Below are 13,821 nucleotides of genomic sequence, written 5' to 3'. Positions count from 1 at the left end.
CTTCCCGACATCACCCGCGTCATGGGTTCGTACCGGGGTCCCCGCGCGGTTTTTACCGGCGGAGCGGCCCCCACCGCTCCGCCGAACCGCACAGCGGCGTGCCCAGAGTTCAGGCACACCACCCCCGACGCCCCGCCAGCCCGTTGCCGCACCCGGGCCGCACACCATGAATATGCGGCGGGTGCGGCACGGCCTTAACGAGACGCCTCGGCCAGTTGCCGCGCCAGCGCGTTGTGACGCATGACGAGCGACGGCAGGTCGAGCGTCGCCAGACGCCCTTCGCGCACCACCACGCGCCCGTTCACCACGCTGTATGCGGCGTGTCCAGGATTACAAAAAACCAGCGCCGCCACCGGATCGTGCAAGCCGCCCGCCATGCCGATACCGCGCGTGTCGAACGCCACGAAGTCCGCCGCCATGCCAGGCGCGAGCACGCCAATGTCGTCGCGGCCAAGCACGCGCGCCCCGCCCACCGTCGCAATTTCCAGGGCTTCACGCGCGGTCATCGCGCTCGGGCCGAACCCGACGCGCTGAAGCAGCAACGCCTGACGGGCCTCGCCGATCATGTTGGCCGCGTCGTTCGACGCGGAGCCATCCACGCCCAGTCCGACGGGCACGCCCGCGTCGCGCATGCGACGAATCGGGGCGATGCCCGACGCGAGCCGCATGTTCGAACACGGGCAATGCGCCACGCCGGTGCCGGTCTTGGCGAACAGTGCGATACCCGCATCGTCGAGCTGCACGCAGTGGGCATGCCAGACGTCGTGGCCAACCCAACCCAGATCCTGTGCATATTCGGCGGGCGTCATGCCGAACATCTCACGGCTGTAGGCAACGTCGTTGACATTCTCCGCCAGATGGGTGTGCATCGACACCCCATAGTGACGCGCCATCGTCGCCGACTCGCGCATCAGGTCGCGGCTCACGGAGAACGGCGAGCACGGCGCCACGACCACGCGCAGCATCGCATAGCGGCCTGGGTCGTGATACGCCTCGATGAGGCGCTGTGTGTCGTTGAGAATGTCGTCTTCACGCTCGACGACACGATCGGGCGGCAGTCCGCCCTGGCTCTGCCCGACGCTCATGCTGCCCCGGCTGGCGTGAAACCGCATACCGATCTCGGCAGCCGCTTCGATGCTATCGTCGAGCTTGCAGCCATTCGGGTAGAGATAGAGATGGTCGCTCGACGTCGTGCAGCCCGAGAGCAGCAATTCGGCCATCGCCGTCTGGGTAGAAACGCGGATCATTTCCGGCGTCAGGTTTGCCCACACCGGGTATAGATTCGTCAGCCAATTGAACAGTTCGCCGTCCTGCGCGACCGGAATGGCACGCGTGAGGCTCTGGTACATGTGGTGGTGCGTGTTGACCAGGCCGGGAACGACGACGTGCCCGGTCAGATCGAGCACCTCGTCGGCCGTGTCCGGCAGCCGATCGCGGGTGCCAACGGCGACGATCCGGTTGTCCTCGATGTACAGGCCGCCTCGGGCAATTTCGCGGCGGCCCGCGTCCATCGTGACCAGCACATCGGCATTCGTGACAAGCAGCGTTTTCATCAATGCGCCTCCAGTCCCATGCCTGCCCCTTGCGACTCGCCATGGCCATTGGCGGCCGGCGCTTTGAGGCCATTGAAATAGGCGTTCAGGATCACCGCCGAGAGCGTGGCCAGGAGAATCCCACTGTGGAGCAACGGCGCGAGTTGTTCCGGCATCTTCGCGAAGAATTTGTTCGACGCGACCGGAATCATCGCCATGCCGATGCTGATGGCCACAATGTACAGGTTGTAGCGGTTGTGCGAATAGTCGACCTTGGACAGGATCTTGATGCCCGTGGCGAGCACCATGCCGAACATGACCACCCCCGCGCCGCCCAGCACGAACTGCGGAATCGAGGCCACGACCACCGACATTTTCGGAATGAAGCCAAAGACAAGCAGGATGACGCCCGCCGCCACGCACACCCAGCGGCTTTTCACGCCGGTCACGCCAACGAGGCCGATGTTCTGCGAGAACGACGTATGCGGGAACGTATTGAACAGCCCGCCGATCACCGTGGCCAGACCGTCGACACGCAGACCGGCCACCAGCGCCTTCTCGTCGACCGGCTTGCCCACGATCTCGCCCAGCGCCAGGAACATGCCCGTCGATTCGATGAACGTGATCAGCATGACGATGGTGAGCGTCAAAATGGCCCACGGATCGAACACCGGCATGCCGAAATGGAACGGCAGCACGACGTCGAACCACTTCACCTGATCCAGGCCGTCGAAATTGACTTTGTGGAGCATCAGCGCGATGGCGAAGCCGAACAGAATGCCGAGCAGCACGGCGATGTTCGAGAAGAAGCCCTTCACGAAGCGCGTGATCAACAAGATGAAGATGAGCACCGCGAACGACACCCCCAGGTAGACAGGGTCGCCGTAATCGGGGTTGCCGACGCCGCCCGCCGCCCAGTTGATGCCCACGCCGATGATGGTCAGACCGATGGACGTGATCACAATGCCGGTGACGATGGGCGGGAAGAAGCGCAGCAGCTTGCCGACGGCCGGCGCGAGCAGCGTGCCGATAATGCCGGCGGCAAGGGTCGCCCCGAAGATGCCGGGCAACCCGAGCGATGGATTGGTGCCGATCGCGAGCATCGGACCGACCGCCGCGAACGTGACGGCCATGACGACCGGCATGCGAATGCCGAAACGCCCCACGCCCACACTCTGGATGAGCGTGGCAATGCCGCAGCACATCAGGTCTGCGGAAATGAGAAAGGCGATCTGGTCCTTGGGCAAGCCAAGGGCGCCGCCGATGATGAGCGGCACGGCGACCGCTCCCGCATACATCACGAGCACGTGTTGCAGGCCCAGCATGAACAGTTTTCCGATCGGCAGTCGCTCGTCGACCGGATCCACGGTGTTGGTTGTCACACTCATTGCGTCTCCGTCCCAGGGGGGCTGTTTGATTGCTATTTTTGGGTGACTCAATGGTGCAGGTCGACGCCTTTTGCGACAAGACCGTCCGGGGCTATAGTGTTTTTTTCATGGAGCGTATGCCTGAATGCTGATCTTGCCGCTCGGGTTTTCCCGAGGCACGCACGTCGCCATTGGGCTTTCCGGGCGATGCACGCCCCATGGCGGCAACGCGTCATATGGCCAGTGTTATACCGTGGATAACAGAAACAAATAGTGATCCCAAAAATCCTCGGCGCGGGGCATGCGGCGCAGGCTGAGTACCTCGACGCGACGCCTTGATGACGGTCATGTTTATCGCTGGCGTGACGTGGTATGTGCGCGTTTTTATCTTTGGTATTGCGCGCGTTGCCTGGCCGCCATCTCCCTACAATGCACCCATCCATCAAAGGAGACATCATGGGACGACTGACTACCCACGTACTTGATACATCGCACGGCAAGCCAGGCGCGGGCATCCGTGTTGAACTGTGGCGCGTGGACGGCGAGCGCCGCTTGCTGCGCGACGTGCAGACGAATGACGACGGGCGATGCGACACCCCGCTGCTTGAAGGCGAAACGTTCGTCGCGGGCGAATACGAACTCATGTTCCATGCGGGCGACTATTTCGCCGCGCAAGGCGTGGAGGTGCCGTCGCCGCGCTTCGTGGATCGCGTTGTGCTGCGTTTCGGCGTGGCCGAGCCTTCCCAGCATTACCACGTGCCCCTTCTGGTGTCGCCGTGGAGCTATTCCACGTATCGCGGCAGTTGATCGGCGCGAGCGTGAACGTCAGGCAGTTGAGGAGAACATAAGATGGAAGCGTTTATTACCGACTGGGTCAATCTGTTGCTGCGCTGGCTGCATGTGGTGGCAGCCATTGCCTGGATTGGCGAGTCGTTCTATTTCGTGATGCTGGACAATGGTCTGAAGCCGCCCAAGGCGGCCGAGGACAAGCAAAAGGGTGTGTTCGGCGAGATGTGGTCGGTACACGGCGGCGGTTTCTACCACGCCCAGAAGTACCTGAACTCGCCGCCGCAGATGCCGGAAGACCTGCACTGGTCGAAGTGGAAGTCGTACACGACGTGGCTGTCGGGCTTTGGCCTGTTCTGCGCGCTGTATCTGCTGCAGCCGCAGACGTATCTGATCGACAAGACCGTGATGGATCTGCAACCGGGGCAGGCCGTGGGCCTCGCGGTGGCGTTCCTCATCGGCGGCTGGTTCGTCTATGACTTCCTGTGCCGCATGCTGGGCAAGAACGAACGGGTGCTGGGCATTGCCGTTGCCCTGTTCGTGGTCGCCGCAACGTATGCCACGACGCATATTTTTGCCGGTCGCGCAGCCTACCTGATTGTCGGCGCCATGATGGCGACGTCGATGTCGGCGAATGTGTTCTTCTGGATCATTCCGGGGCAGCGCAAGAGCGTCGATGCGCTGTCGAAGGGCGAGGTTCCGAACCCGATCTGGGGAAAATTGGGCAAGCAACGCTCGGTGCACAACACGTATTTCACGCTGCCGGTCGTGTTCATCATGATCAGCAACCATTACGCGTTCACGTACAGCAATCCGCATAACTGGGTAATCCTGTCGATCATCATGGCCGCAGGCGCGATGATTCGTCAGTTCTTCGTGCTGCGTCACGCTGGCAAGAATCTTTACGTGCTGCCGGTCGCCGGCGCCGCGCTGCTGGCAGGCGTTGCCGTGTTCGCGGCCCCGCGCCCCGCGCCGGCGCCAGCCGCAGGCGCGCATGGTGAAGCCGCGGCGTCGAGCGTGAAACTCTCGGAAATTCAGCCGATCCTGACGCAACGCTGCGCGACCTGTCATTCGGCCAAGCCGACCATGATGGGCAGCGCACCGGCGGGGGTGATGTTCGACACGCCGGCTGAGATTTCGCAGAACGCACAGCGGATTTATCAGCAGGCTGTCGCCCTCAAGGCAATGCCACTGGGCAATGTGACGCAGATGACCGACGCCGAGCGCCAGAAGATCGCCGCATGGTTCAACGGCGGCGCACAGCAGTAGCCGCCGCGACCGACTTTCTTGCTGGACCCATGTTGGGGCGCTTCGGCGCCCCTTTTTTCGTTCATCGCGCCGCGCAGCCCCATTCCCAGTCTCGCCCCGATTCTCCATATCTCGTTGGGCGAAACCGGGGAGCAGCCCTCTTACACAGCACGAGACGATGCAGGTTTTCATGCATCTTCCGTTACTGCCCGATTCGACTGCACCGAAAGGCGTTGGGCAGTCGATGCCGAGATTTGCGCCGAACCCGTCACGAAATCCGCGCAAGCCATCCGGTTTTCGTTCCACCCGCGACGCAGATCGGGGCAAGCGGTAACAGGACATCCGCGGACGATTCGGCGACAAGCGGCCGGCAGCAGGAGCGGCTACCTAGTCGTCAGAAAATGCTGGTACAGTCTCCGGTTATCCCGTCGTCATCGTTGTGATGACGAGCGCATGTTTCGACGGATGTCCATGATCAGCAGCGTTATCTACTCGTTTCGCGAGCGCGTCCCCCTCTTGTTTCGCACAGTTGTCGCGGCAAGCAGCTTGGCCTGTGCGGGATCGGTCAGCGCTCATCCGCATGTGTGGATCACCTATGAAAGCGTTGCGCTGATGCACGGCACGGCGTTGGAAGCGGTGAAAGAGATGTGGACGTTTTCGCGAGGATTTCCGGTAGCGCTCGTTGGCGACCTGAGCGACATGCCCAAAGCCGGCCCCCTCGGGCCGAAGCACGTCAGCATCTTCAAGCAGCAGGCATTCGACTCGCTCAAGGGCGCCGACTACTTCACACACGTCTTCGTCAACGGCAAGCCTACGCCCTTCGGCGCGCCTCGCCATTTCGCGGTATCCATTGACGATGGCCGAATCGTCTATTCGTTTGAATTGCCACTCATCGATCCCGTGGACCTGAGGCTCGGGCAGGTACAGCTCGGCATCTGGGATGAAACTTTTTTTGTCGATTTTCAGCCATCGCCGAAAGGCGCAGCACCCGTCGTATTCAACGGGACCGCCCAGGCGGCCTGTCGCGCGAAACCTTTCGAGGATAAAAACCACGCCATATTTGGCGGCGCCGTTTATCCGCTCGCAGTGGAGCTCGCATGTTGAACGTTTTGCTGCATCGCGGAATTCGGCGCAAGGTGTTTGCATTGCTGTGGCTCCTGGTCCTCGTCACGCAGACCGTCGGGGCTCAGACGGTCGATGTCTTTGGAAGGACTTCATCCGGAGCACCAAGCGCAGCGAATGCTCAGACACCGACATCCCAGACGCCTGCCGAGCCGCAGTCCACCATGCTGGGACCTGTACGATGGGCGGTCAGCGCAAGCATTTCACTTCAGAGCCGCCTGAATGCCCGGCTCCAGGACAAGCTCGCCGAGCAGCGGGACGGCACGAGCATGCAAGCTGCCTGGATCCTGATGCTTCTGTCGTTCGGCTATGGTGTACTTCATGCGCTCGGTCCAGGGCACGGCAAGCTCGTCGTGAGTGCCTATCTGCTATCCCATCGTGCGCGCGTGAGCCATGCTGTTGCGCTCAGCACGTGGAGCGCGTGTGTGCAAGCAATCTCGGCGATTGCCCTGGTTGGCGGTGCCGCTTGGATTGCAAATGCGGGTCTGGGTGGCGTGCTGACGCGAGCGGCGACGCTTGAGCTGGTCAGCTATTTTTCTTTACTTTGCGTGGGTCTCTTCACCGTTTGGTCAATCGTGACGCGCCGCGATTGTTGCGACGAAGGTCGCATCACGCTCGCCCGCAAACCCCGCATCGGTCTTTTCGGGATCAAGCACGACGATCATGGCGCCCAGCAGGGCCACTACCTTGGCGGACAATTGACGCGACGCCGCCGCGTTACCCCCTGGGCGCGAGTGGACATGAATACGGGGAACGCCTGGATTGCACGTCAGATCTTGATGACGGGGTTGGCGGTGGGCGTAAGACCCTGTGTCGGTGCCATCTTCGTTCTCATAGCTGCGCTAGCCAATGGCATATTCATGGTGGGCGTCTTCTCCGCGTTTGCCATGGCTGCAGGCGTTTCATTGACTGTATTGGCGATCGGTCTGGCAAGCCTCGGCATCAATCGGGTGGTATCCAATCGGAGCGCCGCGCGCACACAGGCATTGCAAACGATTCGCTCGCGCTTCGCGCTCGCGGGCGCAGTTTTCATTACCCTGTTCGCCGCGTGGCAGACGTTCGCCTTGCTGGCAGGCTGGCAGCTGACCGGACTCGCCTGAGCGCCCCGTGACGCGCACCTGCGCGGGACTCTGGCGATACCATGCGCACCACGGCACTGTGCGGTGCCGGCCATGGAGAAGCATCAGTGCCCGTCGTGCGACGTGTCTCCTGTTCCTCGACAAAACAATCACTTGGGAACTTCGGCACAGCTACGCAGGTCTGTAATACGCGCCCGGCAGTCCGGGCGTGACGTACTTGCGAGGGCGGCGCCTGCTCAACCTTCCCATCACGTCAAACCACGGGTGCGATGCCGATGACGGCAGGCGCGTCACGAATCAGACATCATGAATTTCCTGCTTTTCTCCGCTTCCCGGCAAGGCGTTGTCTGGGTGCATCTGCACCAGGCAATGTTTCCGCCGTCCGATCTGACTGCCTGACGATGTCTGCGCGCCACGGCTGCGCGTGATGTTGCGGGCGGGACGGGCTCGCCATCGCTTGCGCGCGCCCGGTCGATCTCCCATCTCGAAGTTTCGATGTGCAAGCCACGGTGAGCTGCGTCCCGACACGACGCGGCAATGTGCCATCGGGGGGACCATGTCTCATTCCACTATCAATCAATCCACGCAGGGCGCAAAGACGCCGCTGCTCAAACAATTTACGTCGCTCGCGATTCCAACCATTCTTTCTGGCTGGGTGTACACGGTCTACACGCTGATCGACGGAATCTTCATCGGTCGATATGTCGGCGAACAAGCGTTGGCCGCGCTCAACCTTGTTGTCCCGCTGCTGTATGTGCCGTATGCATTCAGTGTCATGATCGGTGTGGGAGGTGCCACGCTCATTGCCCGCCTGCTGGGTGAGGGACGCGACGCGGAAGCGCGTCGCGCATTCTCGCAGGTGCTCTGGGTGATGCTCGCCTTCGGTATCGCGATGAGCGCCGGGGTGCTTTCCTTCCGTCACGAAATCGCTGCCGCGCTCGGCGCACAGGGCGAAATCACACACCATGTAGTGGGCTTTCTGTCGGGCTGGGGCTGGTTTGTGCTGTTCGCGAACGGTCTTTACGCGATGGAGCTGTTCCTGCGTGTGGAAGGCGCGCCGGCAGCGCGCTTCGGACTGTACGCGATGTTTCTTGGCGCGCTCGCCAACGTGGCGCTGGACTATTGGTTCATCGTCGTGAAGGAGATGGGCATGTACGGGGCATCGCTCGCCACCGGTTTGTCGATGATGGTCTCCAGTAGCGTGATGCTGGCCTATCACATCGTGCTGGCCAAGCAGGTCGTGCCTGCACGGCGGGCTTTCGCAGGTGCCGAGGTCCATATTTGGCGCGTCATGTACAACGGCGCCTCGGAATTTCTGGGGGCAATCGCCCCGGCGGTGACCGTGTTTGCGTTCAACCGCGTCATTCTGTGGAATTTCGGCGAGCCCGGGCTGGCCGCTTACGCCATTCTGGAATACATGACGCTCGGTGCCACGGTGACCATGGTCGCACTCGTGCAGAGCATGCAGCCGATGATCAGCTTCTACCGTGGCTCGCGCGATCTGAACGCGTTGCGCGAGTCGTTCCGGCTTGGCGTGATGGCGGTGACGGGTTTCTCGGTGTTGGTGGCTATTGCCATGGCCACACTCGCTCGTCCGCTGACGTTCCTGTTCTTGCCGGCAGGCGTTCAGGCGTGGTCGATTCTCGAGCACGCCGTGCTTTGGTACGCGCTGGCGTTTTTGCCTGCGGCTGGCAATCTGATCGTGGCTGGCTTTCTGACTGCCGTGGAATCGCCGGGTCCCTCGGCGGCCATTGCGATGCTACGAAGCTGGGTATTGTTGTTGGCCACGCTTTGGCTGCTCAATGTCGGGTTCGGAGGCACGGCGATCTGGTACACGCTGTTGATCACCGAAGTGCTGACGCTTGCGATCAGCGTATGGCTGTATTGGCGCAGTGACCACGGCGAAGCGCTGCTGGCGCCGGCAGCGTCTCGCTGAGGCCCTGGCATCCGGCTTTCCGGCACACGGCGTGACTTTGTGGTCACGCCGATTTTCATTGTCGTGCCGCGACGGCTCAGCTCGGCATTTTTAGCGAGAACGTTTGCGCGAGCGACTGCACGTTGGCCGCGTCGTTCGCGCCGGGCATGCCTTCGGGTGGCGCGGCACGCGGCGGCAGCGACGCCGGCGCGTTTTCTGCGCAGATCGTCGCCCATTGCGGTTCGGGGAGTTCGTTGAACACCTGTCGCAGGCGTGCCCCCCAGGTGTCGTGGATCATCTTGTAGTAGACGTTTTCATCGTCGAGCGACGCGAAGCGCGTCACGCGCAGGCTGTCTTCTTCGTAGACGAGCAGGTCGAGCGGCAGCCCCACGGACACGTTCGAGCGCAGCGTGGAATCCATGGAGATGAGTGCGCACTTGGCCCCGTCGTCGAGCGAGGTGGCGGGGGTGACCAGTCGATCGATGATCGGCTTGCCGTATTTGGATTCGCCGATCTGAAAATACGGGTTGACGGATGACGCCTCGATGAAATTACCCGCCGAGTAAAGTTGAAACAGGCGGCTCTGCGCGCCTGCGATTTGCCCGCCGAGCAGGAAGCTGCAATTGAAGTCGACACCGAAGGCTTCGAGCGCCTTGGCATCGCGGGTATACACGTCACGAATGGCCTGACCGACGACGCGCGCGACGTCGGTCATGGTTTTGGCGTTCCACAGCGTCTCGGTATCTCGGGCCTCGGCGAGTTGTTGGCGTACTGCCTGTGTGAGCGCGAGGTTACCCGCCGAGAGCAGCACGAGCACGCGCTCGCCCGGTCGCTCGAACACGAGCATCTTGCGAAAGGTGCTCACGTGATCGACGCCCGCATTGGTGCGGGTATCGGAGAGAAAGACGAGCCCGGCATCGAGCTTCATGGCCACGCAATACGTCATGTCGTTCCTGTCTTGCCGCGCGGGGCATGTTGCCCCGGGCACGCTGAAAGCTATTGTTGTTGGTCGGGCGGCACGGTATCGACTTTGACCGATACGTGCAGTGCTTCTGTCGCCCCGCCGCTGCGCATGCCTCTGACGGGTGCGGCAGATTCATAATCGCGTCCGACGGCCAGTCGGCAGTAGTTGCCGCTGGCGAAGCAGGCATGCGTGACATCGATACTGACCCACCCCGCCCCATCAATCCATACGTCAACCCACGCGTGGCTGGCCGCATGCGGGACGTCGCCGGGATCGAGGTATCCGCTGACGTATCGCGCGGGCACGCCCCGTGCTCGGCAAACGGCGAGCATCAGGTGCGCGTGATCCTGGCAAACACCGCGTCCGAGCGCCAGCGCCTGCGCGGCGGTACTGGTCACGGCGGTAATACCGGATGCGTAGTCGACATGTTCGCAGATGGTGGCCGCGAGCGCCAGCAGGTCGCCCGGCGAGGTGACACCGGCGGCGGCGGCAAGTGCGTCGATGGCGTCGCTGCGGCCGGTGAGCGGCGTCGGGCTGGCGAAGGATAACACCGGTACGGCGTGGTTGGTCTCGCCTAGCCGTCCGTCCATGAGCGGTGTGGTATCGACCTCACCTTCGGCGGTGAGGCGGATTTCGCTGTGCGGCTGGTGCAGCACGAGGGTGTGCATGTCGTTCCCGAAGGCGTCGCGCGCGGGGGTGAGTTTGCCGGGCGCGACCAACCGCCAGTGCACGATACGCTGCACGTCTGACGCCGCAGGCGTGAGCCGCAGTTGCTGGATGGTGTATCGCACCGGCGTGTCGTAGCGGTAGGTGGTCTCGTGACGAATGGTCAGGCGCATGGCATCAGGCGGCGAGCGGGATCAGGAAGGTCTGGCTGATCTTGTTGCCGAGCAAGGAGACGCGCTCGAGGAATTCAGTCAGGACGGGGTGCAGGCCTTGTTGCTGGATTTGCTGGATATCGGTGTACTTGAGTTCGGCTTGTAATTTTCCCGCGTATCGCTCAACGTCCCCCGACTGGGCATTGGACAGGGTGGCAAGATTTTCGCAAACGCCGTTGAGCGATGCAAGCAGGGAGCGCGGCATGTGTGCGTTGAGCATGAGCAGTTCGACGACACGCTCGGGGGTGATCACGTCGCGGTAGACTTTGCGGTAGATCTCGAAGCCGGACACGCTGCGCAGCACGGCGGACCAGTAGTAGAAGTCGGTGGGATGGGACGCGTCCGGGCCCGCCCGGTCGGCTCGCACGGCTTCGTGGAAGCGCACGTCGAGAATTCGCGCGGTGTTGTCGGCGCGTTCGAGGAAGAGGCCCAGGCGGGTGAAGTAGAAGGCATCGTCCTGGAACAAGGTGCCGAAGCTGACGCCGCGTGAGAGGTGCGAGCGCACTTTGACCCATTCGAACAGGTGAGCTGGATCACGCTCGAGCAGGTCGAGCATGCGGGGAAATTCGAGCCAGGTGCTGTTGACGGTTTCCCATAGTTCTGTGGTGAGCGTACCTCGCACGGCGCGCGCGTTTTCGCGTGCTGCTTCCAGGCAGCAGGCGATGCTCGACGGGTTATCGCGGTCGCGCACAACGAAGTCGAGGACATTGGCACGCGTGGCGCGCGCATGTTTGCGATTGAACGCCGGCTCGAGTTCGGAGATGCGCAAGGTGGCGCGCCAGCCGGCCTCGTCGTTGAAGGTGCTGGCATGCGCACGGGCGCTGTCGGCATCGTCTTCGTCATCGATGGCGTCTTGCGGCAGCAGCAGGTTTTGCAGGTTGACGTCGAGCAGGCGAGCGGTGTTTTCGGCCCGCTCCATGTAGCGAGCCATCCAGAACAGGTGATCGGCGGTACGGCTGAGCATGATGGCTTCCCGATAGAATTTTTTGTCGTTTCCGGCGAACGCAGGTTATTTTTCGAGCACCCAGGTGTCTTTTGTCCCCCCGCCCTGGGAGGAGTTGACGACGAGTGAGCCTTCGGTGAGCGCAACGCGGGTCAGGCCGCCCGGCACCATGGTGACGCCTTTGCCGGAGGACAGCACGAAGGGACGCAGGTCGATGTGTCGAGGCGCAATGCCGGCATCGACGAAGGTGGGGCACGCGGACAGTGCGAGCGTCGGCTGGGCGATATAGCCGTCGGGTTTGGCGATGAGCCGTTGCCGGAATGCCTCGATTTCGGCGCGGGTGGACGCGGGGCCCACGAGCATGCCGTAGCCTCCGGCACCATGGACTTCTTTGACGACGAGTTCGCCAAGGTTGTCGAGGGTGTAGGCGAGATCGTCCGCTCGACGGCATTGGTAGGTCGGAACGTTGTTGAGGATGGGCTTCTCACCCAAATAAAACTCGATCATGTCGGGCACGAACGGGTAGATGGATTTGTCGTCGGCAACGCCGGTGCCGATGGCATTGGCCAAGGTGACGCGTCCCGCCCGGTAGACGCTGAGCAATCCGGGCACGCCCAAGGTGGAATCGGCGCGGAAGGCCAAGGGATCCAGAAAGTCGTCGTCGATTCTGCGATAGATGACGTCGACGCGCTTCGGACCATTGGTGGTTCGCATGTAGACGAGGTTGTCTTCGACGAACAAGTCCTGTCCCTCGACCAGCTCGATGCCCATCTGTTGCGCCAGAAAGGCATGCTCGAAGTAGGCGGAGTTGTAGATGCCCGGGGTCATGACGACGACGGTGGGGTCATCGACCCCCACAGGCGCCACGGCGCGCAGACTGTCAAGCAGAAGGTCCGGATAATGCTCGACTGGCGCAATGCGGTTTCGCGCGAACAGTTCAGGGAATAACCGCATCATCATTTTGCGGTTTTCCAACATGTACGACACGCCGGACGGCACTCTCAGGTTGTCCTCGAGCACATAGAACACGCCATCATCGCCCGCCCCGGCACGCACGACGTCCACGCCCGCAATATGGGCGTAGATGTCGCCCGGCACGTCAACGCCCTGCATCTCAGGACGATATTGCGCATTCTTTAAGACCTGCTCAGCCGGGATGACCCCAGCGCGCAGGATGTCCTGCTCATGGTAGACGTCATGTACGAACCGGTTTAACGCCTCCACACGCTGACGTAATCCGGTCTGTAAAGTCTGCCATTCGTGCGCCGGAATGATTCTTGGGATCAGGTCGAATGGGATCAAGCGCTCTGTGCCCGCGTCGTTGCCATACACAGCAAATGTGATCCCCACGCGCCGGAATGCCAAATCAGCCTCGGCCCGCTTGTGGTGCAAGATATCGTCGGACTGGCACTTCAGCCAATCGTCAAACCGACGGTAATGCGCCCGCGTCGCACCCGTGGTGCTCGCCATCTCGTTGTAGCTCTCGACCATACGCTTCTCCGCAGATTGCTGTGTCGAGATCGAGCAATATCCATGCCCGAGCTGTTTTTTTATCCCTATCGCACGATTTCCGTGCACCTCTCCCGCCATTCCGCACCATGCTGGTGATTCTTAGTATAGGAGTTGGGTTTTCGCCAAGTGTTGGGGCTTAGTTTATCTCTCGGACGCAGCCTCTGCAGTCCCGCACTTCAACACCCCCCAGAGTTATCGGCTCCCTCAACACACCCCAGAGTTATCGACACCCCCACACACCCCAGAGTTATCGACTCCCTCAACACACCCCAGAGTTATCGACTCCCTCAACACACCCCAGAGTTATCGGCTCCCTCAACACACCCCCCAGAGTTATCAGCCCACCTCACCCCCCCTAAAGTTATCAGCCCCCTCAACACCCCCTCTAGGCGTATCCGCCCCCCTCAACACCTCCCCCCTGGACGGACCGGGGCCCCTTTCCGCCTCTCAAACATAGACCCAACTCGCTGCAGAA

At 61.9% G+C, this 13,821-nt stretch carries 11 protein-coding genes; 5 read left to right on the top strand and 6 right to left on the bottom strand.

Translation table 11 applies throughout. The annotated features are described in order from the left end of the window. Positions 1–194 precede the first annotated feature (194 nt). Both PEP31012_RS22715 and PEP31012_RS22710 read right to left on the bottom strand, forming a co-directional pair. Positions 195–1,553: an 8-oxoguanine deaminase gene (locus tag PEP31012_RS22715; RefSeq protein WP_150591473.1), complete on the bottom strand. Its 1,359-nt coding sequence runs from the start codon at positions 1,551–1,553 to the stop codon at positions 195–197. Then, on the bottom strand, positions 1,553–2,914 hold the full coding sequence (locus tag PEP31012_RS22710; protein ID WP_281355553.1) for a nucleobase:cation symporter-2 family protein: 1,362 nt from the start codon (positions 2,912–2,914) through the stop codon (positions 1,553–1,555). The genes PEP31012_RS22715 and PEP31012_RS22710 overlap by 1 nt, the downstream gene beginning before the upstream one ends. Positions 2,915–3,355: 441 nt before the next feature. Here PEP31012_RS22710 and uraH point away from each other — a divergent pair, with 441 nt between their 5' ends. From uraH to PEP31012_RS22685, 5 genes are all read left to right on the top strand, one after another. After that, the gene (gene uraH / locus PEP31012_RS22705) at positions 3,356–3,706 is read left to right on the top strand and encodes a hydroxyisourate hydrolase (protein ID WP_150591471.1); all 351 of its coding nucleotides are present in this window, start codon (positions 3,356–3,358) and stop codon (positions 3,704–3,706) included. 42 nt (positions 3,707–3,748) lie between these two features. After that, complete coding sequence (locus tag PEP31012_RS22700; protein WP_150591470.1) at positions 3,749–4,954, top strand: urate hydroxylase PuuD; 1,206 nt, start codon at positions 3,749–3,751, stop codon at positions 4,952–4,954. Positions 4,955–5,404: 450 nt separating this feature from the next. Beyond that, the gene (locus PEP31012_RS22695) at positions 5,405–6,037 is read left to right on the top strand and encodes a DUF1007 family protein (protein ID WP_150591469.1); all 633 of its coding nucleotides are present in this window, start codon (positions 5,405–5,407) and stop codon (positions 6,035–6,037) included. After that, positions 6,031–7,155 carry a nickel/cobalt transporter gene (locus PEP31012_RS22690; RefSeq protein WP_150591468.1) on the top strand — a complete coding sequence of 375 codons (1,125 nt, stop codon included), beginning with the start codon at positions 6,031–6,033 and terminating at the stop codon, positions 7,153–7,155. The genes PEP31012_RS22695 and PEP31012_RS22690 overlap by 7 nt, the downstream gene beginning before the upstream one ends. Positions 7,156–7,690: 535 nt before the next feature. After that, entirely contained in the window at positions 7,691–9,070 is a 1,380-nt protein-coding gene (locus PEP31012_RS22685) for an MATE family efflux transporter (RefSeq protein ID WP_150591467.1), read from the top strand. Between the two features lie 76 nt (positions 9,071–9,146). Here PEP31012_RS22685 and PEP31012_RS22680 read toward each other — a convergent pair whose 3' ends face one another. Genes PEP31012_RS22680 through PEP31012_RS22665 form a run of 4 tightly spaced genes read right to left on the bottom strand, consistent with a single transcriptional unit; the run spans position 9,147 to position 13,325 of the window. Continuing rightward, positions 9,147–9,995: a proteasome-type protease gene (locus tag PEP31012_RS22680; RefSeq protein ID WP_150591466.1), complete on the bottom strand. Its 849-nt coding sequence runs from the start codon at positions 9,993–9,995 to the stop codon at positions 9,147–9,149. Positions 9,996–10,045: 50 nt separating this feature from the next. Next, positions 10,046–10,852 carry a transglutaminase family protein gene (locus PEP31012_RS22675; RefSeq protein ID WP_150591465.1) on the bottom strand — a complete coding sequence of 269 codons (807 nt, stop codon included), beginning with the start codon at positions 10,850–10,852 and terminating at the stop codon, positions 10,046–10,048. 4 nt (positions 10,853–10,856) lie between these two features. Then, positions 10,857–11,855 (bottom strand): alpha-E domain-containing protein, encoded by a 999-nt coding sequence (locus tag PEP31012_RS22670; protein ID WP_150591464.1) that lies wholly within the window; start codon positions 11,853–11,855, stop codon positions 10,857–10,859. A gap of 45 nt (positions 11,856–11,900) precedes the next feature. Beyond that, positions 11,901–13,325: a circularly permuted type 2 ATP-grasp protein gene (locus tag PEP31012_RS22665; RefSeq protein WP_150591463.1), complete on the bottom strand. Its 1,425-nt coding sequence runs from the start codon at positions 13,323–13,325 to the stop codon at positions 11,901–11,903. Positions 13,326–13,821: the final 496 nt, after the last annotated feature.

The organism is Pandoraea eparura (assembly GCF_902459725.1).
GTDB lineage: Bacteria > Pseudomonadota > Gammaproteobacteria > Burkholderiales > Burkholderiaceae > Pandoraea > Pandoraea eparura.
The sequence above is the reverse complement of the archived record's forward strand: the minus strand, read 5'-3'. Positions and strand labels throughout refer to the sequence as shown.

Coding starts and splice junctions, on each gene's coding strand:
- PEP31012_RS22715 (WP_150591473.1), bottom strand. CDS start 1,553: ATGAAAACGCTGCTTGTCACGAATGCCGATGTGCTGGTCACGATGGAC.
- uraH (WP_150591471.1), top strand. CDS start 3,356: ATGGGACGACTGACTACCCACGTACTTGATACATCGCACGGCAAGCCA.
- PEP31012_RS22700 (WP_150591470.1), top strand. CDS start 3,749: ATGGAAGCGTTTATTACCGACTGGGTCAATCTGTTGCTGCGCTGGCTG.
- PEP31012_RS22695 (WP_150591469.1), top strand. CDS start 5,405: ATGATCAGCAGCGTTATCTACTCGTTTCGCGAGCGCGTCCCCCTCTTG.
- PEP31012_RS22690 (WP_150591468.1), top strand. CDS start 6,031: ATGTTGAACGTTTTGCTGCATCGCGGAATTCGGCGCAAGGTGTTTGCA.
- PEP31012_RS22685 (WP_150591467.1), top strand. CDS start 7,691: ATGTCTCATTCCACTATCAATCAATCCACGCAGGGCGCAAAGACGCCG.
- PEP31012_RS22680 (WP_150591466.1), bottom strand. CDS start 9,995: ATGACGTATTGCGTGGCCATGAAGCTCGATGCCGGGCTCGTCTTTCTC.
- PEP31012_RS22675 (WP_150591465.1), bottom strand. CDS start 10,852: ATGCGCCTGACCATTCGTCACGAGACCACCTACCGCTACGACACGCCG.
- PEP31012_RS22670 (WP_150591464.1), bottom strand. CDS start 11,855: ATGCTCAGCCGTACCGCCGATCACCTGTTCTGGATGGCTCGCTACATG.
- PEP31012_RS22665 (WP_150591463.1), bottom strand. CDS start 13,325: ATGGTCGAGAGCTACAACGAGATGGCGAGCACCACGGGTGCGACGCGG.